At 65.6% G+C, this 25,898-nt stretch carries 24 protein-coding genes, 1 tRNA gene, 1 other RNA gene and 1 riboswitch; of the genes, 18 read left to right on the forward strand and 8 right to left on the reverse strand.

Annotated features, from left to right (window positions below):
- The first annotated feature begins 113 nt into the window (after positions 1-113).
- From OG326_RS03385 to tgt, 4 genes are all read left to right on the forward strand, one after another.
- Entirely contained in the window at positions 114-629 is a 516-nt protein-coding gene (locus OG326_RS03385; protein ID WP_327143164.1) for an RrF2 family transcriptional regulator, read from the forward strand.
- A 76-nt stretch (positions 630-705) separates the two neighbouring features.
- Positions 706-2,439, forward strand: a complete 1,734-nt coding sequence (locus tag OG326_RS03390; RefSeq protein ID WP_327143165.1) for an ABC transporter ATP-binding protein — start codon at positions 706-708, stop codon at positions 2,437-2,439.
- On the forward strand, positions 2,436-4,376 hold the full coding sequence (locus OG326_RS03395) for an ABC transporter ATP-binding protein (protein ID WP_327143166.1): 1,941 nt from the start codon (positions 2,436-2,438) through the stop codon (positions 4,374-4,376). The genes OG326_RS03390 and OG326_RS03395 overlap by 4 nt, the downstream gene beginning before the upstream one ends.
- Positions 4,377-4,420: 44 nt before the next feature.
- Positions 4,421-5,671 (forward strand): tRNA guanosine(34) transglycosylase Tgt, encoded by a 1,251-nt coding sequence (tgt, locus tag OG326_RS03400; RefSeq protein WP_327143167.1) that lies wholly within the window; start codon positions 4,421-4,423, stop codon positions 5,669-5,671.
- Positions 5,672-5,719: 48 nt separating this feature from the next.
- Here tgt and OG326_RS03405 read toward each other — a convergent pair whose 3' ends face one another.
- A complete protein-coding gene (locus OG326_RS03405; RefSeq protein ID WP_327143168.1) occupies positions 5,720-6,490 on the reverse strand; it encodes a queuosine precursor transporter in 771 nt (256 codons plus the stop codon).
- Positions 6,491-6,554: 64 nt separating this feature from the next.
- Between OG326_RS03405 and OG326_RS03410 the strand changes: the two genes are divergently transcribed.
- Positions 6,555-7,160, forward strand: a complete 606-nt coding sequence (locus OG326_RS03410; RefSeq protein WP_327143169.1) for a DUF4190 domain-containing protein — start codon at positions 6,555-6,557, stop codon at positions 7,158-7,160.
- A gap of 102 nt (positions 7,161-7,262) precedes the next feature.
- Here the strand turns inward: OG326_RS03410 and OG326_RS03415 are convergent, their stop codons facing one another.
- The 3 genes from OG326_RS03415 to OG326_RS03425 form a co-directional block, all read right to left on the reverse strand.
- Positions 7,263-8,042, reverse strand: coding sequence for an RDD family protein (locus OG326_RS03415; protein WP_327143170.1), 780 nt, complete (start codon positions 8,040-8,042; stop codon positions 7,263-7,265).
- Positions 8,043-8,094: 52 nt separating this feature from the next.
- Positions 8,095-9,009, reverse strand: coding sequence for a tRNA glutamyl-Q(34) synthetase GluQRS (gluQRS, locus tag OG326_RS03420; RefSeq protein ID WP_327143171.1), 915 nt, complete (start codon positions 9,007-9,009; stop codon positions 8,095-8,097).
- Positions 9,010-9,115: 106 nt separating this feature from the next.
- Complete coding sequence (locus OG326_RS03425; protein ID WP_327143172.1) at positions 9,116-9,610, reverse strand: DUF309 domain-containing protein; 495 nt, start codon at positions 9,608-9,610, stop codon at positions 9,116-9,118.
- Positions 9,611-10,003: 393 nt separating this feature from the next.
- Here OG326_RS03425 and OG326_RS03430 point away from each other — a divergent pair, with 393 nt between their 5' ends.
- Positions 10,004-10,213: a DUF397 domain-containing protein gene (locus OG326_RS03430; protein ID WP_327143173.1), complete on the forward strand. Its 210-nt coding sequence runs from the start codon at positions 10,004-10,006 to the stop codon at positions 10,211-10,213.
- A gap of 108 nt (positions 10,214-10,321) precedes the next feature.
- On the opposite strand, the gene qcrB is transcribed toward OG326_RS03430, so the two are convergent.
- Entirely contained in the window at positions 10,322-11,944 is a 1,623-nt protein-coding gene (qcrB, locus tag OG326_RS03435) for a cytochrome bc1 complex cytochrome b subunit (protein ID WP_327143174.1), read from the reverse strand.
- 97 nt (positions 11,945-12,041) lie between these two features.
- On the opposite strand from qcrB, the gene OG326_RS03440 reads away from it, so the two are divergent.
- Positions 12,042-13,589, forward strand: coding sequence for a wax ester/triacylglycerol synthase domain-containing protein (locus OG326_RS03440; RefSeq protein WP_327143175.1), 1,548 nt, complete (start codon positions 12,042-12,044; stop codon positions 13,587-13,589).
- Positions 13,590-13,644: 55 nt separating this feature from the next.
- Here OG326_RS03440 and OG326_RS03445 read toward each other — a convergent pair.
- Positions 13,645-13,729 (reverse strand) — tRNA-Ser (locus OG326_RS03445).
- Between the two features lie 74 nt (positions 13,730-13,803).
- Complete coding sequence (locus OG326_RS03450; RefSeq protein ID WP_327143176.1) at positions 13,804-14,820, reverse strand: hypothetical protein; 1,017 nt, start codon at positions 14,818-14,820, stop codon at positions 13,804-13,806.
- A 100-nt stretch (positions 14,821-14,920) separates the two neighbouring features.
- Here OG326_RS03450 and ffs point away from each other — a divergent pair.
- Together ffs and OG326_RS03460 are read left to right on the forward strand one after the other, a co-directional pair.
- Positions 14,921-15,015, forward strand: an RNA gene (gene ffs / locus OG326_RS03455) — signal recognition particle sRNA small type.
- Between the two features lie 133 nt (positions 15,016-15,148).
- Positions 15,149-16,438, forward strand: a complete 1,290-nt coding sequence (locus tag OG326_RS03460) for an aminotransferase class I/II-fold pyridoxal phosphate-dependent enzyme (protein ID WP_327143177.1) — start codon at positions 15,149-15,151, stop codon at positions 16,436-16,438.
- A gap of 88 nt (positions 16,439-16,526) precedes the next feature.
- Here OG326_RS03460 and OG326_RS03465 read toward each other — a convergent pair whose 3' ends face one another.
- The gene (locus tag OG326_RS03465) at positions 16,527-17,345 is read right to left on the reverse strand and encodes a methyltransferase domain-containing protein (RefSeq protein ID WP_327143178.1); all 819 of its coding nucleotides are present in this window, start codon (positions 17,343-17,345) and stop codon (positions 16,527-16,529) included.
- 132 nt (positions 17,346-17,477) lie between these two features.
- Between OG326_RS03465 and OG326_RS03470 the strand changes: the two genes are divergently transcribed.
- From OG326_RS03470 to OG326_RS03510, 9 genes are all read left to right on the forward strand, one after another.
- Positions 17,478-18,056 carry an HhH-GPD-type base excision DNA repair protein gene (locus OG326_RS03470; RefSeq protein WP_327143179.1) on the forward strand — a complete coding sequence of 193 codons (579 nt, stop codon included), beginning with the start codon at positions 17,478-17,480 and terminating at the stop codon, positions 18,054-18,056.
- A 162-nt stretch (positions 18,057-18,218) separates the two neighbouring features.
- Positions 18,219-18,935 (forward strand): hypothetical protein, encoded by a 717-nt coding sequence (locus OG326_RS03475; protein ID WP_327146351.1) that lies wholly within the window; start codon positions 18,219-18,221, stop codon positions 18,933-18,935.
- Between the two features lie 128 nt (positions 18,936-19,063).
- A complete protein-coding gene (locus OG326_RS03480; protein WP_327146352.1) occupies positions 19,064-19,777 on the forward strand; it encodes a hypothetical protein in 714 nt (237 codons plus the stop codon).
- Between the two features lie 178 nt (positions 19,778-19,955).
- Complete coding sequence (locus tag OG326_RS03485; protein WP_327143180.1) at positions 19,956-20,660, forward strand: hypothetical protein; 705 nt, start codon at positions 19,956-19,958, stop codon at positions 20,658-20,660.
- Positions 20,661-20,803: 143 nt separating this feature from the next.
- Positions 20,804-21,355 carry a flavin reductase family protein gene (locus OG326_RS03490; protein WP_327146353.1) on the forward strand — a complete coding sequence of 184 codons (552 nt, stop codon included), beginning with the start codon at positions 20,804-20,806 and terminating at the stop codon, positions 21,353-21,355.
- Between the two features lie 71 nt (positions 21,356-21,426).
- Positions 21,427-21,519: riboswitch (SAM riboswitch) on the forward strand.
- Between the two features lie 10 nt (positions 21,520-21,529).
- On the forward strand, positions 21,530-22,408 hold the full coding sequence (locus OG326_RS03495; protein ID WP_327143181.1) for an amino acid ABC transporter permease: 879 nt from the start codon (positions 21,530-21,532) through the stop codon (positions 22,406-22,408).
- Complete coding sequence (locus tag OG326_RS03500; protein WP_327143182.1) at positions 22,405-23,169, forward strand: amino acid ABC transporter ATP-binding protein; 765 nt, start codon at positions 22,405-22,407, stop codon at positions 23,167-23,169. Before OG326_RS03495 ends, OG326_RS03500 begins: the two co-directional genes overlap by 4 nt.
- 24 nt (positions 23,170-23,193) lie before the next feature.
- Complete coding sequence (locus OG326_RS03505) at positions 23,194-24,174, forward strand: ABC transporter substrate-binding protein (RefSeq protein WP_327143183.1); 981 nt, start codon at positions 23,194-23,196, stop codon at positions 24,172-24,174.
- Positions 24,175-24,289: 115 nt separating this feature from the next.
- Positions 24,290-25,897 (forward strand): ABC transporter substrate-binding protein, encoded by a 1,608-nt coding sequence (locus OG326_RS03510; protein WP_327146354.1) that lies wholly within the window; start codon positions 24,290-24,292, stop codon positions 25,895-25,897.
- Position 25,898: the final 1 nt, after the last annotated feature.

Genomic DNA, 25,898 nt, shown 5'->3' on the forward strand with positions numbered 1-25,898 from the left:
GTCCGGGTAACTCGCCGGGTACCCCCGAAATCGGTTCGGCACGACCGCAGGCACGCGTGCATGACTGTGCACGGCACCCGAGCCGTGCGCAGAAGTTCCGGGGAGGCGGCACAGTGCATATCACCGCGAAGGTTGATTACGCGGTGCGCACTCTCGTGGAAATCGCGAAGGCGCAATCGGATTCGGTGAAGGCCGATGCCATCTCGAGTGCGCAGGACATTCCGCCGAAGGTGCTCGAGTCGGTGGTGGCGGATCTGCGCCGCGGAAAGCTGGTCACCAGCCGCCGCGGCCCCGACGGCGGATACCGCCTGGCCCGCCCGGCCGGCGAGATCAGCATTGCCGATGTGATTCGCGCTGTGGAGGGTCCGCTCGCCTCGGTGCGCGGGCAGCGTCCCGAGGATGTGGAGTACGCCGGCGCCGCGGAACCGCTGCAGCGGGTCTGGATCGGCCTGCGCGTGAATATCCGCGCGGTGCTCGAGCGGGTGACGGTCGCCGATATCGCCAATGACCTCCTGCCGTCCTTCCTGGACGAGCTGCTGCACGATCCGGACGCCTGGACGCGGCGCTCGCGCGGCACCGGCGGCCCGGTATCCACCCAGTGGCAGGACCTGGATCAACCGAACATCTGATGTGACCTGGGCGATGTCGGACGAGCCGAAAAAGCTCGCGCCCGTCCCGCCGCTATGGCGGTAACCTGCCAACATCATGTTGATTCGACTTCTGCGCACCTTCCTGGCGCCCTACCGCAAGCAGCTGGCGGGGGTGGTCGTGCTCCAGTTGATCTCGGTCATCGCCATGCTCTATCTGCCGACCCTCAACGCCGACATCATCGACAACGGCGTCACCAAGGGGGATATCGGCTACATCTGGAGCACCGGCCTGATGATGCTCGCCGTGACCGGCGTGCAGATCGTCGCCCAGTCCGTCTCGGTCTATCTGGGCGCGCAGGCGGCCATGGGCGCGGGCCGCGATATGCGCGCGGGTCTGCTGCACCGGGTCGGCGGGTTCTCCGCCCGTGAGGTGGGTGTGTTCGGCGCTCCGTCGCTGATCACCCGCAACACCAATGATGTGCAGCAGGTGCAGCTGCTCGTGCTCATGAGCGCGACCATCCTGGTGATGGCCCCGATCATGTGCGTGGGCGGCATTGTGATGGCGCTGCGCGAGGGCGCCGGGCTGTCCTGGCTGCTGCTCATCGCGGTGCCGGCGCTGGCGCTGGCGATGGGTTTCATCATCACCCGCATGGTGCCCGGATTCCGGCGCATGCAGACGCGCATCGATGCGGTGAACCGCGTTCTGCGCGAACAGATCACGGGTATCCGCGTGGTGCGCGCCTTCGTGCGCGAGCGGCAGGAGACCTGGCGCTTCGGTGTCGCCAACAAGGATCTGACCGAGCAGTCGCTGTATGTCGGCCGCTATATGGCGATGATGTTCCCGCTGGTCATGCTCATCTCGAATGTGACCATGGTGGGCGTGATCTGGTTCGGCGGCCACGAGATCAATGACGGGACGCTGCAGATCGGTTCGCTGACCGCGATGCTGGCGTACATCATGCAGATTCTGACGGCGGTCATGATGGCCTCCTTCCTGGCCATGATGGCGCCGCGCGCCGCGGTGTCGGCCGAGCGCATCGGCGATGTGCTGGGCACCGAGTCCTCGGTGCAGCCGCCGCTGCGGCCGCAGCCCTTCCAGGGCGATCCGGGCACGGTCGATTTCGCCTTCGCGGAATTCAAGTTCCCGGGCGCGGAAAAGGCTGTGCTGCGGTCGATTCGGTTCCAGGTGCGGCCCGGCACCACCACCGCGATCGTCGGTGCGACCGGTGCGGGCAAGACCACGCTGATCAATCTGATTCCGCGGCTCATCGATGTCACCGACGGCGCGGTGCTGGTGGGCGGCACCGACGTGCGGAATATCGATCTGGAGCTGCTGCGCGATCAGATCGGCCTGGTTCCACAGAAGGGCTACCTGTTCTCGGGCACCATCGCCTCGAATCTGCGCTACGGCAAGCCGGACGCGACGGATGAGGAACTGTGGCACGCGCTGGAGATAGCGCAGGCCGCGGATTTCGTCCGGGAAATGGGGCAGGGGCTGGAAACCCCTGTGGCACAGGGCGGTACGACGGTCTCGGGTGGTCAGCGACAGCGGCTGGCCATTGCTCGCGCGGTGGTGCGCAGGCCGCGCATCTACCTGTTCGACGACTGCTTCTCCGCGCTCGACGTCTCCACCGATGTGCGGGTGCGGGACGCGCTGCGCCCGGAAACCCGTGACGCTGCGGTCATCATTGTGGCGCAGCGGATTTCGACCATCCGCGAGGCCGATCAGATCGTGGTGCTCGAGGACGGCGCCATGGCGGGCATCGGCACGCACGAACAACTCCTGCAGGACTGCAACGAGTACAAGGAAATTGTCGAGTCGCAGTTCAGTGCGGAGGAGGTCCGATGAGGCCCGGAGCAGTCAATCCCGGTGCGCCGGATGCCAAAGCGAAATCCTTCGGCCCCTCGCTCAAGCGCCTGCTGCATCGGCTCGCGCCCGAACGCCTATACCTATCCATAGTTTTCGTGCTGGCCGTGGCCTCGGTGGTGCTCAATACGCTGGGCCCGCAGATTCTCGGTAATGCCACCAACCTCATCTTCGACGGCGTGGTCGGCAAACAGCTGCCCGCGGGCATGAGCAAGGACCAGGCGGTCGAGCAGCTGCGCGCGGGCGGCGACTCCACCTTCGCCGACATGCTCGCCAGCATGAACGTGATTCCCGGTACGGGCGTGGACTTCTCGGCCGTCGGCCATGTGCTGTCCATCGTGCTGGCGCTCTACATCAGTGCCGCGGTATTCGGCTGGTTGCAGGCGTTCCTGCTGAACGTCGTCATCAACCGGACCATCAAGCGGTTGCGCAATGAGATCGAGGAGAAGATCCACCGCCTGCCGCTGAGCTATTTCGATTCGTCGCCGCGTGGAGACGTGCTCTCCCGGGTCACCAATGACGTCGACAATATGGCGCAGTCGCTGAACCAGACCATGAGCCAGCTGCTCATCTCGGCGCTGTCGGTGATCGGCATCCTGATCATGATGTTCTGGATCTCGCCGCTGCTGGCGGTGATCGCGCTGCTCACCGTGCCGCTGGCGATCATTGTCACCGCGCAGATCGCCAAGCGATCCAAACCGCACTTCGTGGATCAGTGGAAGCTGACCGGCCAGGTCAATGCCCAGGTCGAGGAGGCCTTCACCGGGCACGAGGTGGTGAGCGCCTTCGGCCGCGTGCGCGAGGTCGGCGAGCGTTTCGACGAGACCAACGGCAAGCTCTACAACGCCTCGTTCAAGTCGCAGTTCATCTCCGGCCTGATCATGCCCGCCATCATGTTCCTCGGAAACCTGAACTACGTGCTGATCGCCGTGGTCGGCGGGCTGCGGGTGGCGTCGGGCAATCTGTCCCTCGGTGAGGTGCAGGCGTTCATCCAGTACTCGCGCGGGTTCACCCAGCCGCTCACCCAGATCGGCTCGATGATCAACCTGCTGCAGTCCGGCGTGGCCTCGGCCGAGCGGATCTTCGAGATTCTCGATGCCGATGAGCAGGTGCCCGATCCGCAGGTCGAGGATTCGCGGCCGCTGGATCGCGGGCGGGTGGCGTTCGAGAACGTCTCCTTCCGCTACGAGCCGGAGACCCCGATCATCGACGATCTGTCGCTGGTCGCGGAGCCCGGGCATGTGGTGGCCATCGTCGGGCCGACCGGTGCGGGCAAGACCACGCTGGTCAATCTGCTCATGCGTTTCTACGAGGTGGATTCCGGCGCGATCACCATCGACGAGGTGGACATCACCCGAATCTCGCGTGATCGCCTGCGTTCTCGTATCGGCATGGTGCTGCAGGACACCTGGCTCTTCGGCGGCACCATTCGGGAGAACATCGCCTACGGCAATCCGAATGCCTCCGAGGACGACATCATCGCCGCCGCGCGGGCCGCGTACGTGGACCGCTTCGTGCACGCGCTGCCGAACGGCTACGAGACCATGATCGATGAGGAGGGCTCCGGCGTCAGCGCCGGTGAGAAGCAGCTCATCACCATCGCGCGCGCCTTCCTGGCCAAGCCGTCCATCCTCATCCTGGACGAGGCCACCAGCTCGGTCGATACCCGCACCGAACTGCTGGTGCAGCACGCCATGGCCGCGCTGCGCCGGGACCGCACGAGTTTTGTTATCGCACACCGTCTTTCGACGATCCGCGATGCCGACCTGATCGTGGTCATGGAGAAGGGCAAGATCGTCGAGACCGGTACGCACGAGCGCCTGCTCGCGCACCGCGGCGCCTACTACCGCCTCTACCAGGCGCAATTCGCCGCCGCCATCGAAGACGACGACGAGGAATCGGTCTCGCTGAGCAAGTAGCGGGTGGCTGCGGACGGCCGGGTACCGGCTGCGAGGATGTGCGGGTGTCTGCTCCCGAATTCTCCTTCAAGGTCGGTACCCGTCTGGAAGGCCACCACGGCCGGTCCGGGCTGATCAGCACCCCGCACGGGGAGATCGCCACGCCGGCGTTCATCCCGGTCGGCACCAAGGCGACCGTGAAAGCGGTGCTGCCGGAGACCATGAAGGAACTGGGTTCGCAGGCGCTGCTGTCCAACGCCTATCACCTGTATCTGCAGCCGGGGTCGGATGTCATCGATGAGGCGGGCGGCCTGTCGAAGTTCATGAACTGGCCCGGGCCGACCTTCACCGACAGCGGCGGCTTCCAGGTCATGTCGCTGGGTGTGGGTTTCAAGAAGGTGCTCGCCATGGAGTCCGTCGGCGTGCAGAACGATCAGGTGATCGCCAAGGGCAAGGAGCGCCTCGCCCATGTGGACGATGACGGCGTCACCTTCCGCTCGCACCTGGACGGATCGAAGCATCGCTTCACCCCCGAAGTGTCCATGGGCATTCAGCATCAGCTCGGCGCGGACATCATGTTCGCCTTCGACGAGCTGACCACGCTCATGAATACCCGTGGCTACCAGGAGGAGTCGCTCGAGCGCACCCGGCGCTGGGCGCAGCGCTGCATCGACGAGCACGAACGCCTGACCGTCGCGCGTGCGCACCGCCCGTATCAGGCGCTGTTCGGTGTCATCCAGGGCGCGCAGTACGAAGACCTGCGCCGCAAGGCATGTCGTGATCTGGAAGCGCTGCGCGGCAGTGCCGGAACGGAATTCGACGGGTATGGCATCGGCGGTGCGCTGGAGAAGCACAATCTCGGCACCATTGTCGGCTGGTGCTGTGATGAACTGCCGGAACACAAGCCGCGCCATATGCTCGGCATCAGCGAGCCCGAGGATATGTTCACCGCGGTCGAGAACGGTGCGGACACCTTCGACTGCGTGAACCCCTCGCGGGTGGCGCGCAATGGCGCCATCTATGTGGAGCCGGGCCGATTCAATATCAATACCGCGCGCTTCAAGCGCGATTTCACGCCGATCGACGAGACCTGCGACTGCTACACCTGCGCGAACTACACCCGCGCCTACCTGCATCACCTGTTCAAGGCCAAGGAGATGCTGGCCTCTACGCTGTGCACAATCCACAACGAGCGCTTCACCGTTCGCCTGGTGGACCGCATTCGCGAGAGCATCGACGGCGGGTACTTCCAGGACTACAAGACCGAATTCCTCGGCCAGTGGCGCGGCCGCCTCAAAGCCCCCGAAGACGTCTGAGAGCCGGGATCCACAGCAGCGCAGTAGATCCCGGCCGAAAGGTCGTCTCTACTCGTAGATCGCCGCGCGCTCGCGCGGTGCGTAGGTGGGTTCGCGCTTCTTGAGGAATGCGATGCAGCGGTAGCTGATCGGCAGGATCATCATCTCGACGCCGGTCTTCCAGACGAAGCCGACGATCACGTAGTTGATGTAGTCGCCCCAGGTGCTGATGCCGATGGCTGTCGCGGCGATGGAGCAGAACACCAGGGTGTCGCCGATTTCGCCGGCCACGGTGGAGCCGAGCAGTCGCGCCCACAGGTGCTTCTCCTTGGTGCGCTCCTTGATGAGCACCAGGGTCACCGAGTTGAGGAACTGCCCGACCACGTATCCGGACACTCCGGCGAGCGCCAGCTGCGGCGTCTTGCTCAGCGCGACGCGGAACGAGTCGGTGCTGTCGCCGAGCGAGCCGGCGGGCATCTCGATGGCGATCCAGAAGCAGGCGATCATCAGCACCAACATGGCGAAGCCGTAGTAGACGGCCCGGCGGGTGGCGCGGAAGCCGTAGACCTCACTGAGGATGTCGCCGATCACGTACGCGAGCGGGAACAGGAAGAACGCACCGTCCAGCGTCAGCGGCAGAATCGTGACCGGGCCGACGGACAGGTGGTTGTGGGTGAAGAATTGCACGCCCTTGGTGGCGCAGATATTGGAGATCAGCAGAACCGCCGTGAAGATCACGACCACCTGCGTGTAGTAGCCCCCCGCGGCCGTCGCAAATGCTGCGTGCTCCGGCGCGGGGCTTCCAGATCGGTCCGAATCGACCGTTTTCGTATCGCTCACGCGGAGAAGTATCCCCGGAATGATCGATGGGTACGGGCTGGTGGGGTGCCTTAGGCTGAACCTCATGACGCAATCCGGGGATTCCGACGAGTGGTGGAAGCAGTACGGCGGTGAGGGCGCCGCGCCCGAGACCCCGTCTTCCGCGCCGCAGCAGGCGACGCCGCCACCGTTCGGGTACTCCTCCGCTCCGAATCCACAGCAATCGCCGCTGACTCCGCCGCCGCAGTCGCAGTATCCGAATTACCCTCCGCCGCAGCCGAATCCGGCCGCCGGCTATCAACAGCCGGGTTCCGGCGGTTATCCACAGGCCACACCGGGCGGCTATCCACAGCCTCCGCAGGCGCCGGGACAACCTCCGTACGGTTATCAGCCCGGATATCAGCCGTACGGTTATCAACAGCCGTCGTCGAATACCAACGGTCTGGCCATTGCCGCGCTGATCGTCTCGATCGTCGGCGTGCCGCTGGCCTTCTTCTGCTTCCTGCTGCCGATCGCGCCCCTGATCGGGCTGATTCTCGGCGTGGTCGCGCTGAACCAGGTGAAGAACTCCGGTCAGCAGGGACGCGGGCTGGCGCTGGGCGGCATCTGGATCGGTGCGGCCGGTATCGCGATCAGCATCCTGTTCCTCGCGCTCTTCATCGGCGGGATCGTGAGCTCACCCTCCACCTGAGCCGAATTCACCGCCCCGGCAAGCGAATTCGCCGTCCGGACACAGCAAAGCGGGTGCGCCTCCGGTGAGGAGGCGCACCCGCTTCTATGGTTCGGGGCAGCGTCAGTTGGTCTTGATGACCTGGGTGCCGCCGGCGAACTTGTCGTGCCAGCCCTGCTTGTTCGGGTCCTGCTCGATGGTGACCGCGATGTAGATCGCGAGGCCGATGCTCACCAGGGTGCCGAGGCACGGGATGAACTGGATCGCGACGAACAGGTTGCGCTTGGCCGAGGTGACCGGATCCAGCGGTGCGCCGCCGGGGCCGAGGACCCGCAGGCCGAGGATCTTCTTGCCGAGGGTCTGGCCGCCCTGCTGCGTCTCCATGAAGATGAAGTAGCCGAACGTGATGAGCGGCAACAGGATGTCCCACACCAGCACGATCGAGCTGGGCAGCAGGACGTAGACGATCACACCGACGATGCCGAAGATCAGGCCGTCGATGAAGCGGGCCGCGAAGCGCAGCCACAGGTCACCGGGCTGCGAGCCGCCGCCCCCGCCGCCGAACCCCGGAGGCTGCTGGCCGTACGGCTGGTACGGCTGCTGGCCGGGGTAGCTCGGCTGCTGGCCGAACTGCGGCTGCTGGTTGTAGGGATCGGACTGGCCGAACTGCGGCGGCTGCTGGCCGTAGCCCGGCTGCTGCGGCTGACCGTAGGGGTCGGACGGGGGCTGCTGGCCGTAAGGCTGCTGCGGCTGCTGTCCGTACGGATCCGACGGGGGCTGCTGCCCGTACGGCTGCTGGGGCTGCTGGCCGTACGGCTGCTGCTGCTGGCCCTGCGGGTACGGCTGCCCATACGGCTGGCCGCCCTGCGGATACTGGTTGGGGTCGTACCCACCGCTTGTCATTTGTCTGTGCCGTCCTCGTCGAATTCGTTCGGGGTCTGGTCGAGTGCGTACGTTACGGACCCGAACTGGGTTGCAACAAGCCGTTCGGGTCGAGTGTCCACGGTTCTTGTGGCAGCCGCTCGGGGCGAAATTGCTTAAGCAGCTGCGCAATTGTGGTTGCGGTGGGATAACCCAATGAGGTTGCGAGCGCATTCAGTATCTGGTCGGGGGTCTCGCCGAGTGCGATTCTATCGCGCAGGGTGACCGCTCCGTCGCGTTTGGCGAGCCGCTGCCCGGACGTATTGAGTACCAGCGGTACATGTGCGTACTGCGGTATCGGAAGCCCGAGCAGGGTGGCGAGATAGACCTGACGTGGGGTGGAAGCCAGCAGATCGTCGCCGCGCACCACCTGATCGATGCCCTGGTCGGCGTCGTCCACGACGACGGCCAGATTGTAGGCGGGCGAACCGTCGCCGCGCCGCAGCACCAGATCGTCGACGGCGCCGCGGTAGCTGCCGAGCAACTCGTCGGTGATGACCAGTTCGGTGATATCGGCCCGCAGTCGTAATGCCGCTGGTCGGCCCGCGTCGTATCGCTCGGCCCGTTCGGCGGCGGTGAGCGCGCGGCAGGTGCCCGGATAGGCGCCCATCGGTCCGTGCGGTGCGGTCACCGCCTGCTGTATTTCCTTGCGGGTGCAGAAGCATTCGTAGGTGCGCCCGGTCGCGGTCAGTTCGGCGATGGCCGCCTCGTAGAGCGGTAGGCGCTGCGACTGCCACGCCACCGGCGGCTCCCAGTCCAGCCCGAGCGCTGCGAGATCCGCCGACTGTCGTTCCGCCGCACCGGGTTTCACTCGATCCAGATCTTCCATCCGGAGCCGGAAACCCCGTCCGGTGGAGCGTGCGAAAAGCCATGCCAGCAGTGCCGTGTGGAGATTCCCCAGGTGCAGATCACCTGAGGGGCTGGGTGCGAATCTTCCGAATCCGGACACGGTCGTCCATGCTAGGCGCAACCTTCGCAAACTTCGCGGCACTTTCGGTCATTCGCACTCTTGCGGGTGCACACGCACGATGCGAAGTAGCAGTTGCCGTGTGCGTTCAGCGCAGCCGCAGGCGGGGGCTCAGGTCGTCTTCCGTCAGCGGCTTTTCCTGGTCCAGAGCTGCGAGTATGGCGTTCGCGCGGGCGATGAGACCCGGGGCGTCGATATCGTACGGGGCCGGTCCGACGGCGGTGAGTCGGTGAATCGCGCGTTCCAGAAGTGTGCGAGCGCCTTTGGAATTTCCGCGTTGAATGTGGGTCAGGCCAACGGCGTACTGAGCGAGCCCCTGCCACAGCATCCGCTCGGCGAACGGCCCCTGCTTCCAGGCCGCCTCCAGTACCTCATGGGCGTTGAAGGGGAGGCCGTCGTCGAGCAGGCGCTGTGCGTAGGCGAGGGTCTCGTCGGGGCCCAGCTGGAGATCATCGGGGATGCGCGGCACCCCGATGCTGCCGAAGGGCAGCGGGCGGCCGAAACGATCACGCGGCCGGGCATTCCGCGCCCGCCCGTCGTCGTCGCGGTCGCGAGCGCTCTCGTCCTGCGTGGGGTCGGCCATGAAGTCCATCCTCCCGGATGCCGCGCTCGGCATCCGACCAGGAGTTAGCCAAAATGTCCGCAAACAAACCGACAACTTTATTGCGATCTTTATCATTCATGCGTTTCAGGAGGCGGCTATCTTTAGGCTAATAATTAGCTGGCTATCCTTGCTATGTATTTGCTGATTGAAAACGAAAGAATGCGATCTCCTAATGACGAACCCTGCTAGGGTTTAGCCCGGGAACGGCCAGCGGGGGTGCATTCCCACCGTGAAGTGCAGAGAGCAGGTTGTACGGAGAGGTTGCGTGCAACCTCGGGAGTACAAGGGATTCGCGAATCTCCATGGATCCCATTGCCACCAAGATCGATGCCAGCAAGATCTCACGCTTGACGAAACGAAGGAGCTACAACCGTGAATGCGGATTACACAGGCGCCGTCTGGCGCAAGAGCAAACATAGCGGACCCAATGGCAACTGCGTAGAGGTGGCTTTTCTCGTAGATGGCAATGTCGGGGTTCGTGACAGCAAGGAACGCGGCCACGGGCCGAGCCTGGCATTCACTCCGGGTGAGTGGGACGCATTCCTCGCCGGTGTGTCCGACGGCGAGTTCAACCGGGCCTGAACGGGCCGGCTGAACCGAGAAAACAAAGCCCCGAGTCGCGAGGACTCGGGGCTTTTCGCGGGTTGTTTCAGCTCGACTGCGCCGCACCGGGTTTCAGAGTCTTCGCTTTCAGTGGTCGTCGCTTCCGTTCCCGTTGTGCTGCGCCCGCCGCAGGACCGCCAGCTGTGCGTGCTCGGCCTCGTGCTCCACGGCCGCGTTCGAATCGCGCTCCTCCGCCGGATCGGCGCGGAAGAAGCCGCCGGTGCCCGGCCGCCCGGCAATGCCGAGCTGGTTCAGCTTCCGGGGCACCGTGGCGCCCTGGTATTCCAGCGGAACCGGATGTCCGTGCGCATCCACCGGTCCGAGCGGTTGATGCAGCTCGATGTACTCGCCGTGCGGAAGGCGCCGCACCACACCGGTTTCGATGCCGTGCTCGAGCACCGCCCGGTCACCGCGCTGCAGGCCCAGGCAGAGCCGATAGGCGGCGAAGTAGGCCAGCGGCGGCAAAATCAGCAGCCCGATGCGGAAGATCCACGTGGTGGCATTGAGCGAGATGTGGAAGTTCAGCGCGATGATGTCATTGACGCAGGCCAGGGTGAGCACCAGATAGAAGGCCAGCGACATGGCGCCGATCGCGGTGCGCACCGGCACATCTCGCGGTCGCTGCAGCAGATTGTGCCGGGCGCGATCGCCGGTCAGGCGTTTCTCGATCCACGGATAGCCGATGAGCAGGCCGAAGATGACCGGCATGGCGATCGCCACGGAGAACGCGCCGGGCACCATATGGCCGAACAGGTGCAGTTCCCAGGCCGGGAAGAGGCGCAGGAAGCCGTCGGTCCACATCATGTAGAAGTCCGGCTGGGTGCCGGCGGAGACCTGAGAGGGGTTGTAGGGCCCCAGATTCCAGATCGGATTGATCTGCAGCAGCCCGCCCATGAGGGCCAGCACCGCGAGCGTGAAGGCGAAGAACGCGCCCTGGTCCAGGGAGAACACCGGCACGATGCGGGTGCCGACCACATTGCGCTCACTGCGCCCGGGGCCCGGATACTGCGTGTGCTTCTGGTACCAGACCAGGGCGATGTGAGCGGCGATGAGCGCCAGCATGATTCCGGGGATCAGCAGTACGTGCGCGATGTACAGGCGCGGAATGATGATGGTGCCGGGGAAGTCGCCGCCGAACATGAGCCACTGCAGCCAGGTGCCGATGACCGGCGCGCTCATGGTGATGCCGGCGAACGCGGCCCGCAGCCCGGTGCCGGAGAGCAGATCGTCGGGCAGTGAGTAGCCGAAGAAGCCTTCGAACATGGCCAGGATCAGCAGCACCGAGCCGATCACCCAGTTGGCCTCGCGGGGTTTGCGGAATGCGCCGGTGAAGAAGACGCGGCACAGGTGGATGATCATGGAGGCGCTGAAAAGCAGTGCGGCCCAATGATGTACCTGGCGCACGAACAGTCCGCCGCGGACGTCGAAGGAGATGCCGAGCGCCGATTCGTAGGCGCGCGACATGGTGACGCCGCGCAGTGGCTGATAGTCCCCGTTGTAGACCACGTCGTTCATGGACGGATCGAAGTACAAGGTCAAATACACGCCGGAGAGCAGCAGAATAATGAAGCTGTAGAGCGCGATTTCACCGAGCAGGAACGACCAATGGGTCGGAAAGACTTTATTGATGGACCTTTTGAGGAATGCGGCGGCTTGATACCGCTCATCCGCTGCGTCGGCCTGTTCGGCCAGACGATTACGAGTTGCCATGTGCGGTCACCCGCCCCCGAAGAGATGGTAAGGCTTCTACTACACACGGTAGCACCCAGAGCGGTTGGCCTGTAGTGGCTTTCGATAGGCTTCGGGAGTGAATTCCCTGGCGCCCCGGGACGCCACCATGTATTGGTTGTCCGCCCGCACCCGCAACGACCTCTTCCTGCTCTACTGCTTTGCGGACACCGGCAGGTCCGTCGCTCACCTCCGGACGGAACTCGCTGTCCGGGTCGCCGGAATTCCGGATTTGCTGGTGCGCGTGCTGGATGCTCCTGCAAACATTGCGTATCCGATTTGGGCGAATTGTGAATTCTCAACCGACCAGTTCGCCGACCACGAGTTGCCGGACGCCACCTGGGCTGACGTCACGAATGCCCTGGGCGAGCTGCTCGGCACCGGAGTCCGCGCCGCCCACCGCCCCTGGCGCGTGCACATCTTCCGCGGCATCACCGGCGCACCGGGCTTCGCTCCCGGCGAACCCGCTCTCGTAGTGGTCCTGCAACTTTCACACGCCCTGGCCGACGGCCGCCGCGCCGCCGCCCTCGCCCGATCCCTGTTCGGTGAGCCCGCCGCCACCGATCCCGAGCCCTCGCCGGGCGGTGGGCTCGAGATCTCCGCTGCGCCGGGTGGATTCGACGCGGCCTCGCTCGCGCGGGCCGCACCGGCAGGCATCGGTGCCGCAGTGAAAGGCATCAGTGGTGCGCTGGAGGGCGTGGTGCGGCGGGCTGTGCGCCGGGTCGTTCCCAGCGGAGCGATCGCGGGTGTGCCGATCGACGGCTGGGCGGCGACCGCCGCGGCGCTGCCGGCCGTGCCGATCGATATGGCGCGCACCGTTATTCGCGGGGTGGCCGCGTTTCGTGCGGAGCGGCGGCTGGCCGAGCTCGCCGTGGCCGGTGCGGTTCCGCCGCCCGCGCCGGGCGCACCGCCGAATCTCTTGAACGGCGGCGGCTCGTCCCCGAGTGCGCACGCGGTGCGCATGCTCGTCCACAATGCCGAGTCGCTGCGGGTCCCCGGCTACACCGTGACCGTGGTGGCGGCGACCGCCATCTCGCTTGCCCTGCAGCGCTATCTCGCGCAGCGCACCGAGCCCGCCGAGTCGCTGCTGGCCCAGATTCCGATGGCGGTTGCCGGGGCAGGGCGGACCCGCAACAGCTACTGCGATCTCTCGGTGGATCTGGCGGTGCACGAACCGAGGCTGCCGCGCCGCGCGGACCTGATCGCGGCCGAGCTGGCGGTCCGCCGGGAGCGCGCGGAACATCCACTGCAGGAGGCTCGCTCGCGGGTAGCCGACGCCATGCCCGCCAGGTTGCTGCACGGTGACGTGACTCACTATCCGATCGAGTTTCTCCCCGAACGAGTTTCGGGTCACACGGTGCTGTCCAGCGTCCATCGCGGCCCGGCCGACCTGTCCTTCGGTGGTGGCCCGGTGCGTTTCACCGCGGGCTTCCCGGGCCTCGGCTCGGTCATGCACCTCACCCACGGTGTGCACGGCCTGGGCGACACCGTCACGATCTCGGTGCACGCTGACCCGGCGGTGCTCCCCGACCTCGACGACTACGGCGAACTGCTGAATACGGCACTGTCGGAGGTCACTTCCGCACTGCGGGAAGCCGCGCCCGAAGGACCGGGCGAGGGGCTCTGACCTGCGATATGACGAAGGCCCCGCCCGGACTGAGTCCGGGCGGGGCCTTCGTGAGCGGAGGATAGGGGATTTGAACCCCTGAGGGCGTTAACCCAACCCGCGTTCCAGGCGAGCGCCATAGGCCACTAGGCGAATCCTCCGTCGAGCAATATACCGGCTGCCCCCCTGCCGAAAGCAAATCGCGGACTTCCGCGGTCGTTTCCGGCCGGCTCGATTACTTCTTCTTCAGCCCGTCGAGGACCTTCTGCACCTGCTGCTTGGCGACCGTGGCGACGTCGTCCTTGGAGACCGGTTCGCCGGAGGCGCGGTTGAGGCTGATCTCCACTTTGACCGAGACATTGCTGTCCTTGACCGCGACCGTGTAGTCCAGATCGTTGAACGAGGAGTAGTCGCGGGTCTCGGCGTGCCAGTAACCCGCGGAGCCGATGCCGGTGACGTCGCCGGAGGTGCGGCCGGAACCGGTGGTGCCGGTGTCGTACTGCTTCCACGAGTCGTACTGCGGGCCGCCGTACGCACCGGTGAACTCCACATCGAGGGCGATGCGCGCGGTGTTGGTCTGGTACTTGTCGGTGGCGGAGGCGCTGTAGTAATCGGCATTGCAGCTCGCGCGGCCGCCGGTGTAATCGCTCGCCTTGGTTTCGGAGTGCTCCGGGGTGCTCTTCTGTGTGCTCGACCACTTGGCGAGCGCGGTCGGGTCGATCAGGCTGCAGGAGTTGGTGACCGTGTCCATGGAGTAGTTGCCGTCCATGTTCTTCTTCTTGTCGTCACCCAGCGGACTGATCGGCTTGTCCTTGCTGGTGAGCGCCAGGGCGCCGATGCCGATGCCGACGATCACGACCAGGCCCACCACACCGCCGATGATCCACGGCGTCTTGTTGCCGCCGCCGGGCGGGCGCGGGGGAGTCCCGTAGTTGTAGCCGCCGTTCATGGGGGCCGGGCCGGGCTGCTGCAGGTACGGTTGCTGCCCCGGATAGTTGTTCACCGGCTGCGGCATCTGCTGATGCGGCTGTGACATCTGCGGCGGAAACGGCGGCTGCTGCTGCGGCGGAAAGGGCTGTGCCGGCGGCGTATACGGCATCCCCGCGGTGCCGTAGTTGAGCATTGTCGGATCGGCGCCGGTGACCGGCTGACCCGACTCGGCCGCGGTGGGCGGGGTAGCCCACCACTGTGCGGTTTCCTGATGGTTGGCGGGGTCCTGAGGGCCGCCCGGTCCTGGGTTGTTGCTTGTCACTACTGGTTTCCCCTCCGGTAACGAGCGGGTGCCCCCGCGATGTCGGTTGGATCGTAACGACCCCGTGCGGCAAGAGCATCGGTGAGCCGCTACACTGGCCGACGGATCCAGCGCGGCGCGCATCCTGTGAACTCCCCCAGGGCCGGAAGGCAGCAAGGGTCAATGGGCTCTGCCGGGTGCGCTGGGTCCCCTTTCTTTTTCCTCCAGGTGTGCGGGCTGATATATAGCTCCCCAGGGTGAGGTCCTACCAAGTAACGTGATCGCTGGGTCCGCCCGCCGTGTGCGAGGACCCGCATACATTGCCCCTAGCCCCTGGAAAGGCTGTCTGATGCCCCGGCAAACGCAGATCGGTTTGATGAGCCATGCGGAGCTCGTGTCCGAACACGAATCGCAGACCGCGAACTACGCGAAGCTCCGGACCGAGAAGCTCACGCTGGACATTACGCGCGGAAAACCCGCGCCCGAGCAGCTGGATCTGTCACTGGATCTGCTTTCGCTGCCGGGCAACGGCGATTACCGCGACGGCAACGGCACCGATGTGCGCAATTACGGTGGCCTGCACGGCTTGCCGGAGCTGCGGGCCATCTTCGGCGAGCTGCTCGGCATTCCCGTCTCGAACCTGCTGGCGGGCAACAATGCCAGCCTGGAGCTCATGCACGATGTGATCGTGTTCGCCATGCTGCACGGCGCAGTCGATTCGGAGCGGCGCTGGGCGGACGAGCCGGTACTCAAATTCCTCTGTCCCGCACCGGGTTACGACCGGCACTTCGCCATCACCGAATCGCTCGGCTTCGAGATGATCCCGATCCCGATGGGCCATGAGGGCCCGGATGTGCACGCCATCGCGGAGCTGGTGGCGTCGGACGCGAGTATCAAGGGCATCTGGGCGGTGCCGAACTACTCCAACCCGACCGGTGTCACCTTCTCCGAAGCCGTGACGCGGGAACTGGTTTCGATGCCGACCGCCGCGCCGGACTTCCGCCTGTTCTGGGACAACGCCTACGCCGTGCACCCGCTGACCGATACCGCCGATCCGGTGCTCGATGTGCTGGGTCTGGCCGCCGCGGCCGGAAACCCCAACCGCCCCTACGTTTTCGCCTCCACCTCGAAGATCACCTTCGCGGGTTCGGGCGTGAGCTTCTTCGGGTCCGCCACCGCCAATCTGGAGTGGTACCTGAGCCATGCGGGCAAGAAGAGCATCGGCCCGGACAAGGTGAACCAGCTGCGGCATCTGCGCTTCTTCAACGATGCCGAGGGTGTGCGCACCCATATGCAGAAGCACCGCGCCATTCTGGAGCCGAAATTCAAACTGGTGCTGCGGATTCTGGAGGACCGGCTGGGTGCGTCCAAGGTGGCGTCCTGGACCGAGCCCAAGGGCGGCTACTTCATCAGCCTGGATGTGCTGGAGGGCACCGCGGCCCGTGTGGTGGCACTGGCCAAGGAGGCGGGCATCGCCCTGACTCCGGCCGGTTCGTCCTACCCGTACGGAAAAGACCCGGAGGACAAGAACATTCGCCTCGCCCCCAGCTTCCCCTCCCTCGGTGAACTGGAGAAGGCCATGGACGGCGTCGCCACCTGCGTTCTGCTGGCTGCAACCGAAAAGTTCCTGGGGGCTTAGCAAATAAGAAGGCGCGCACCGGAATCCGGTGCGCGCGAAAAGGATTCGAACAGCAGGGCACGCACCCTCGGGTGCGTGCCCTGTGTTGTCAGCTGGGTTTGTGGGCCAGTACCGCGAAGATGGTTACCGAGAGGTGGATATCACCGGTGGCCGCACCGGCTTCCAGGTCGGCGATGAGTTGATCGCGCTGCGGGACGGTGATGGAGCCGCGGGCGACGGACATGTCCGCGATGCGGGCGACCAGTGCGCCGGCGCCGATGCCGCCGTCCTGGATGAGCGCGTGCGAGCCGATATCGTCCACGACCAGTCCGGCCTGGGTGAGCTGTCCGGCCAGTCGGCGCCCGGCGAAGGGGTTGGTGGTGCGGGCGATCATGGTCTCGATGACCTCGTGCACCACCTTCGGGTCGCCCGGATGGACAACGGCGGTGCCCCAGTCGCTGTCCAGGACGACCACGCGGCCGCCCGGTTTCAAGACGCGAGCGATCTCTCCGGCGGCGCGGGCCGGGCTGGTCAGGTGTTGGAAGACGCGTTCGCACAGGGCGACATCGAAGGTGTCGCTGCCGAAGGGCAGCCCGTAGGCGTCCCCGGAGGCGAACTTCGCGGCCGAACCGGTCTGCGCGGCGCGGCGTTCGGCGGCGGCACGCAGGTCCGGGTCTGGTTCGACGCCGATCGCGGTGCCGTCCGGCCCGGCCAGCTCGGCGAAGGTGAAGACCTCGGACCCGGTGCCGGACCCGATGTCGACGGCGCTTTCGCCGGCCTGGGTGGCAAGAGCCTCGTGCGCCCAGTTCCGCAGCCGCCGGATTCCCGGTAGCGCGGCCTGCAGATCTTGGACATCGACCAGTTGATCCTGGCCGTCGCTGTCGAATCGGTCCGGACGTAAGCCGGCCCCGGTGCCATCGTGCGGCACGGTTCCCACTGTAGAAATAGCCATGGTGTCGGGCATGCCGCCGAGCCTAGTCGTGACCCGCGTCACCGCAAGGCAGAGCCGCGGCGGCCGGGTGATCGGTCCGGATTCGGGGCGGGGTGGGATGATCTGACGATGGTGAGCCGCAAACTGTGCCTCGCGCAGGACCCCGAGGCGGACAAGCTGTTGTCGGACGACGACTTCGCCCTGCTGACCGGCATGCTGCTGGACCAGCAGTTTCCCATGGAGCACGCCTTCCGCGGCCCGCAGAAGCTGGCCGATCGGATGGGCGGCTTCGATATCCGGCGGATCGCCGACACCGATCCGGCGGAGTTCGAGGAGCTGGCCTCCACCCCGCCCGCCATCCACCGCTACGGCCGTTCCATGGGCCGCCGGGTGCAGGAGCTGGCGCACTTCATCGTCGAGAACTACGACGGCAAGACCTCGGGCCTGTGGACCCAGGGTGATCCCGACGGCAAGGAAATCCTGAAGCGCCTCAGGGCGCTGCCCGGCTTCGGTGATCAGAAGGCCCGAATCTTCCTGGCCCTCCTGGGCAAACAGCGCGGCCTCACCGCCGGTGGCTGGCGCGAGGCCGCGGGCGCCTACGGCGAGGACGGCTCCCGCCGCTCGGTAGCGGATGTGACCGATGCCGAAACCCTCACGCAGGTAAGGGAATTCAAGAAGCAGGCCAAGGCCGCCGCCAAAAAAGCCTGACGCGCCCGGAACCGTTCCGCGAGAAGCGATTACGTGCCGGGTAATGGATGTGATTACGCCTGCCCAGAATCAAGGTGGTTTTTAACCTCCAGCGAAATCGCTGGTTGCTTGATGCTTGCCGCTATCAGTTCGTTTCAGGCAGTGGCGAGGAAGCAGTACCAAATGAAGATGAGGGAATTAACCGGGATCGCGGCACTTGCGATCGCGGCATCAGTCGCACCGTTGGCGACTGCCGGAGCGGCTCCGGCCGTACCGGACAACGGTGTAATCAATTACTCGGCAACGAATTCCGACAAGAACACCGTTATCTCCACCGACGCGGGTTCGCTGGTGGTCGACAACGGTGTCTTCAAGATCAAGGCGGCCAATGGGACAACGGTCGCCGGCACCGAATTGAGCTTCCGGGTAGACGATTTCGTCTTCCCGATCGCGGCGGATATCAAGGACCGTACTGCGACCCTGACACCGCAGTTCGATACCGAGCACGCCGTATACAAGCCTGTCGCACTGCCTTTCGAGAATTCGGCGCCGTGGAAGTCGGACTACGACCGCGAACAGGCGGCCTGGGGTCGTCTGCGTGACACCGTCGGCGTGGGCGCGACCATCGGCACCGCGGTAGGTGGCATCGGCGGCGCGGCAGTGGGCTGCGTCATCGGTGGCGTTATCGGCGCCGGCGCCGCGGCCGCCGCGATTGTCGGCCTGTTCGGCCCGATCGTTCCGGCCGCCGTGGTGGGCTGCCTCGGCGGTATTGCCGCCATCGGTTTCCTCGGCACCCTGGCGGGTCAGTTGCTGATTACCGCACCGGTCGCGATTCTCGCTGCGGTGCAGTACTTCAGCACGATCACCGAGCCTTCGATCAATCAGCCGCCTGCGAAATAACTAGCTGACTCACAGGTGCCGCACAGATATTCACTGCTGCGGCACCTTCGAGTCATCTTTTGTTCTCGTCATGCAGCTTCGATCTTGGAGTTCCCCCTACGGATCGCCTGATGAGGAAAACCGAACATATGTTGTCGAAGAAATGCGCCGCTGCTGCGGCGCTGATGATCGCTGCCCTGGGCGTAACCGCTGGTACCGCGGGCGCAGCCCCGGAAGCCGCTGATGCAAGCGCCATCAACTACACCTCCACCACCACCGAGACCAGCACGATCATCAAGACCGATGGTGGTTCGCTGGTCAATGACAACGGTGTCTTCAAGATCAAGGCCGCCAACGGCACCACCGTTGCCGGTACCGATCTGAGCTTCCGTGTCGATGACTTCCAGTTCCCGATCGCCGCGGAGATCAAGGACAACGTCGCGACGCTGACCCCGCAGTTCGACGTGGAGCACGCGGTCTACCAGCCGGTCGCCCTGCCTTTCGAGGACACCGCGCCCTGGAAGACCCCGTACGACCGTGAGCAGGCCGCCTGGAACCGCATGAAGGACACCATCTCCACCGGTGCCACCATCGGCACCCTGGTCGGTGGCGTCGGCGGCGCGGCTGTCGGCTGTGTCATCGGCGGCGTTGTCGGCGCCGGTGCCGCTGCCGCTGCCATCGTGGGCCTGTTCGGCCCGATCGTTCCGGCCGCCGTTCTCGGCTGCCTCGGTGGCATGGCCGCCATCGGCTTCCTGGGTACCCTCGCGGGCCAGTTGCTGGTGACCGCTCCGGTCGCGATTCTGGCTGCCGCGCAGTACTTCACGACCATCAACGCTCCCTTCAACGTGGCTCCCGCCAAGTAGCCACGCACGCTGCGGAGACGCAGAAATAGCTGCAGGGACACAGCCCCCGCCCGGACTCCGGACGGGGGCCGTCCTCGTGTCACGAGTTCGAATCAAGCCGGTTTTAAGGGTCCCGTTCACGAGGGTTTTGCTCGATGCTTGCCGACGCACTGCACAAAGTAGATGAGGGAAGCAGTACATGAAAATGAAGAAATTCGCCGCTATTGCGGCGCTGGTGACCGCTGCGCTGGGCGTGACCGCGGGAACTGTCAATGCTGCCCCCGAGTCTCCTTCGGGCGCCATCGATTACACCGCCACCACCACCGACACCAGCACGATCATCAAGACCGATGCGGGCTCGCTGGTCAATGAAGACGGTGTCTTCAAGATCAAGGCCGCCAACGGCACCACCGTCGCGGGCACCGACCTGAACTTCCGCGTGGACGATTTCCAGTTCCCGATCGCCGCGGAGATCAAGGACAATGTCGCCACTCTGACCCCGCAGTTCGACGTGGACCACGCCGTCTACAAGCCCGTCGACCTGCCGTTCCAGGACACCGCGCCCTGGAAGACCCCGTACGACCGTGAGCAGGCCGCCTGGAACCGCCTCAAGGACACCATCGCGACCGGCGCCACCATCGGCACCCTGGTCGGCGGCATCAGCGGCGCGGCCATCGGTTGCGTCATCGGTGGTGTTGTCGGCGCGGGCGCTGCCGCTGCCGCGATCGTGGGTCTCTTCGGCCCGATCGTTCCGGCCGCCGTCCTCGGCTGCCTCGGTGGCATGGCCGCCATCGGTTTCCTGGGCACCCTCGCGGGTCAGCTGCTGGTGACCGCCCCGGTCGCCATCCTGGCCGCGGTGCAGTACTTCACCACCATCAACGCGCCGTTCAACACGGCCAAGTAAACAGACACGCGATTCGGGGCGCGTCCGGCGCACCGAATTCAGGCGGACCCGCTCGACCACCATGGTCGGGCGGGTTCGCCCGTTTTGGGATCGTGGTGAATTCAAACCTGTTGGGGGAGTTGGCCCGGTGGTGGAGTGTGGTGATGGGCGAGCTGACCTCGATACACGGCGGCGGGGCCGCACTGACTTCTACCGATGGCGCTGACCTGCGAAAAACCTTCGCGCACTTCCCGAGTGGAGTGGTGGCGGTATGCGCGCAGATCGGCGGCGAGGCATACGGGATGGTGGTGAGCACCTTTGTCCCGGTATCCCTCGATCCACCGCTGGTATCCCTGTGCGTGCAGTACTCCTCGGAGACCTGGCCGCGCCTGGAGAAGGCCAGCCGGCTCGGATTGAGCCTGCTCGGCGGGCATCAGGAGGCGGCGGCCCGCAGTCTGAGCTCGCGGAAGGGCGATCGTTTCCGGGATGTGGATCTGCGCACCGGCAACGGCAATGCCGCCTTCATCGGGGGAGCCGCCGCGTGGTTGGAAGCGTCGATATACGAGCAGGTCGCGGCGGGTGATCACGCCGTGGTCCTGCTGCGTGTGCACCGGGTCAGCGCACATTCCGACGACGAGCCGCTCGTCTTCCACCGCAGTGGTTTTCGTGGATTGCATGATGCCGTGCCGCCGGGAATCAGCGAGGCCGCGAGCTGAGCGCCGTTCCTGTTTGAACTCACGCTGATCCGGACCGGCGACACTCGCTGCCCCGGCTCGTAGCGTCATCCTCACCATCCAGAGCGACCGAGAGACCTGGCTCGTAGACGTCGCAGCAACCCCCCGCCCGCGGGTGCGGGTGCTACCGCCGGGACCGATGGAGGACGAATCCATATGAGCACCCTGGCTGCGCGACCCGGATCCCGGGAGGCGACCGCAGCGGACGACAGCGAATTGACCGTCGGCCGGACCTGGCATCCGTGGCGCTGGGTGACCGGCGGCATCGCGCTGGTGCTGGTGGCACAGTTCGCGCACGGCCTGATCACCAATCCGGGCTGGGACTGGTCCACCTTCGCGCAGTACATCACCGCCTCGTCGGTGCTGGCGGCGCTGAAGGTGACACTGGAGCTGACCTTCTGGGGCACACTGCTCGGCTTCTTCATCGGGATCTGGCTGGCGATCGGCCGGTTGTCGAAAAACCCGGTGCTGCAGGTGATTTCCTGGACCTACATCTGGGCATTCCGTTCGATCCCGCTGATTGTGCAGTTGCTCTTCTGGTTCAATCTCGCCTATCTGTACAAGACTGTGTCGCTGGGCATTCCGTTCGGACCGGAGTTCCTGCACGCCGATACGAACAATGTGCTGAGCGGATTCACCGCCGCCGTCATAGGTTTGGCGCTGCATCAGGCGGCGTACTCCGCGGAAATCATTCGCGCGGGCATTATTTCGGTCGATCAGGGGCAGTGGGAGGCCGCGAAATCGCTCGGGCTCCCGTGGCGGCGCCAATTCTTCCAAGTGATCGTCCCGCAGGCGATGCGCGGCATTCTGCCGAATGCCGCCAATGAGGTGATCAGCCTTTTCAAGGGCACCTCCATCGTCTCGACCATGGCCATCGCCGAACTCTTCTATCAGGTGCAGGTGATCTTCGGCCGGAATGGCCGGGTGGTGCCGCTGCTGATGGTGGCGACGGTCTGGTACATCGTGCTGACCACGCTGCTGAATATCGCGCAGTACTACATCGAGCGGCACTTCGCGAAAGGCAGTGTGCGATGAGCGAGTACGCGGTCGAATTGCGCAGTGTAAGAAAGTCTTTCGGCACCCATCAGGTGCTGGGCGGGATCGATCTGACGGTGCGGCCCGGCGAGGTCACCGTGATTCTCGGCCCGTCCGGATCGGGCAAGTCCACGCTGTTGCGCACCATCAATCATCTGGAGAAGGTGGATGCCGGAACCGTCCGGGTCGGCGGTGAGCTGGTCGGTTACCGGCGGCGCGGCAATAAGCTGCACGAGCTGCCCGAGCGCGAGATTCTGCGCCAGCGGGCGCGTATCGGATTCGTCTTCCAGAACTTCAATCTGTTTCCGCACCTGACGGTTCGGGACAATGTGGCGCTCGCGCCCATCGGTGCGCTGCGGCGGCCGCGGGCCCAGGCTCGGGCCGAGGCGCTGGAGTGGCTGGACCGGGTCGGCCTGGCGGACAAGGCCGATGAGTATCCGCGCCGGCTCTCCGGCGGTCAGCAGCAGCGGGTCGCGATCGCCCGCGCCCTGGCGCTGCGCCCCGAGGTGGTGCTGTTCGACGAGCCCACCTCCGCATTGGATCCGCAGCTGGTCGGCGAGGTTCTCGATGTCATCCGGGAGCTGGCGCGCGGCGGTTCCACCCTGGTGATCGTCACCCATGAGCTCGGTTTCGCCCGCGAGGTCGCCGACACCGTGGTGCTGCTGGAGGCCGGGCAGATCGTCGAACAGGGACCGCCCTGTCAGGTTTTCGACGCCCCGGCGCATTCGCGCACCAAAGCCTTTCTCGCGCACGCGCTCTGACGCGTCCCTCCCCTGAGGATCCTCATGTCTCTGTCCAGCCGTCGCAGACGGATCAGCACCGCTCTCGCCGTCGCCATCCTCGGTCTCTTCGTCGGCGGCTGCGGCAGCGGCGACGGCGGTTCCGACAGCGTGCGCACGGTGAACGGGCAGGTCTACGACCTGTCGCCGGAGCAGGCCACCCGGGTGCACGCCGACAAGGTGGATGCCATTGCCGCACTGGTACCGCAGGCCATTCGCGACCGCGGCACGCTGATCGTGACCGGCGCCGCCACCTCCGCCCCGCCGCTGCGCTTCCACGCCACCGACGATCGCACCATCGTCGGCTCCGAGGTCGACTTCGCGACACTGTTCGCCGACATTCTCGGGCTGAAAGTCGATCTGCGCGCGGCGGATTGGACGCAGAACTTCGTGAAGGTCGACTCCGGTGAGGTGGACGCCTTCATCTCCAATGTCACCGTCACCGAGGAGCGCAAGGAGAAGTACGACTTCGCCACCTACCGCCTCGACAATCTCGCGCTGGAGGTGCCCAACGGCGCGAACTGGACCTACACCGATCGGAAGTCGCTGGCGGGCAAGAAGATCGGCGTGCAGTCCGGCACCAATCAGGAGCAGGTGCTGGTGTCCTGGAACGAGGCGAATATCGCCGCGGGCCTGCCCAAGATCGATATCACCTACTACCAGCAGTCCACCGACTACTACCTGGCGCTCGCCTCCGGCCGCCTGGACGGCCTGCTCGGCCCCAATCCGGCAGCGCAGTACCACTCCGCCACCGCCGGCCAGACCAAGGTGGTCGCCACCTTCTCCGGCGCGGGCGACGCCCTGCAGGCCGAGATCGGTGTGCTCACCCGTAAGGACAACGGCCTGGTGGGCGCGTTCCAGAAGGCCGTGCAGTACGCCATCGACCACGGCACGTACCAGAAGGTCATCGACCGCTGGGGCCTGAAGAGCGAAGTGGTCCAGCAGTCCCGCATCAATCCCCCCGGCCTGCCGAAGCCGAAGCCATGACCTCCCGCCCCGATCCACTGCCAGTGCGCGCACCCATACTGCGCCTTCATATTCCGAGCCGTCCGCTCGGCGACCATCGCTACCCCTCCGGAGAACCTCAGTGCTGAAGTCCCCAATGATGCGCCCGCTAGCCCTGGCCGGCGCTGTAGCCGCCACCCTCAGCCTCGCGGCGTGTGGGGGATCGGACAGCAGTGCGGGCGGTGCGCCCTCGGGCCCGCCGCAGGCCGGCGGCACCCTGCGCTACGGCCTGTCGCTGGCCCCGACCTGCTCCGATCCGGCGCAGTCGGCCACCAACCAGACCATCTATGTGGACCGGCAGGTGGTGGATTCGCTGGTCGATCAGGATCCGGCCACCGGTCAGATCAAGCCGTGGCTGGCCGATACCTGGTTCGTCAGCGCGGACGCCAAATCCTTCAGCTTCCATCTGAAGGACGGCATCACCTTCAGTGACGGCACGCCGCTCACGGCGGATTCGGTGCGCAAGAACTTCGATTCCATTGTCGCCCTGGGTGGTGCGAAGGCCCCGCTGGGCGCCAGCTACCTCGCCGGGTACGCGGGCAGCACGGTGGTGGATCCGCAAACGGTCCGGGTGAACTTCGATACGCCGAATGCGCAGTTCCTGCAGGCGACGTCGACCCCGCAGCTGGGCATCCAGTCCGATGCCACGGTGGCGAAGTCGGCGGACGATCGCTGCCTCGGCGCCAATATCGGTTCCGGCCCGTTCACCTACGCCGATTGGAAGCAGAACGCCTCGGCCACGCTCGCCAAGCGCACCGGATACACCTGGGGTTCAGCGGTTTTCGCGAACACGGGCGAGGCTTACCTGGACAAGATCGTCTTCACCGTCGTCCCGGAAGCCGGGGTGCGCACCGGAAGTCTCGCCTCCGGACAGCTCGACGCCATCAGTGACGCACTGCCGCAGGATGTTTCGCAGATCGAAGGCGGCGGCGGCCGAGTGCAGTTCACCGTCAACCCGGGCGTCTCGTTCGGCTTGCAGGCCAATGTGACGCGCGGCGCGCTGCGTGATCCGGCGGTGCGGGCGGCACTGCTGACCGCCATCAACCGCAAGGAGCTGGTGGACACCGTCCTCGGCCCGCAGTTCAAGCCGGCGACCAGCGTGCTGGCCTCCACGACTCCCGGTTACGTGGATCTTTCGGCCCGGGTGAAGTTCGATCAGGATGCCGCCAAGCGGGTCCTGGATCAGGCCGGCTGGGTACCGGGCGCGGACGGCATTCGGGTCAAGGACGGCCAGCGGCTGACCGCGGGCGTGCTTTTCGCCCCGGTATTCGCGGGTAACCAGGCCATTCTGGAGCTGACCCAGCAGCAGTTGCGCGCCATCGGCTTCGACCTGCGACTGGAACCGGCCTCGGTGGCCGAGTCGACGGTCCGGCAGAACAATAAGGACTTCGACTTCGACTACTACAACTCGACCCGCGCCGACGGCGATATCCTGCGCACCACCTTCGCCTTCGATCAGCGCAATCTGAACGCCCGCCCGGATGCCGACAAGCTGGATGCGCTGCTGAGCCAGCAGCTTTCGACCACCGATCCGGCCGCGCGCGCCCGGACCATCGGTGATGCGCAGAGTGCGGTGCTGGACGACGGCCTGTGGATTCCCACCATCGAGCTGTCGCAGGCCATCGGTGTCGGCAAGGGTGTGGCCGATGTGAAGTTCGAGGCGTCCGCGCGGCTGCAGTTCCACGACACCTGGCTGAAGCGGTAAT

It is taken from the genome of Nocardia sp. NBC_01327, from assembly GCF_035958815.1.
Classification (GTDB): domain Bacteria; phylum Actinomycetota; class Actinomycetes; order Mycobacteriales; family Mycobacteriaceae; genus Nocardia.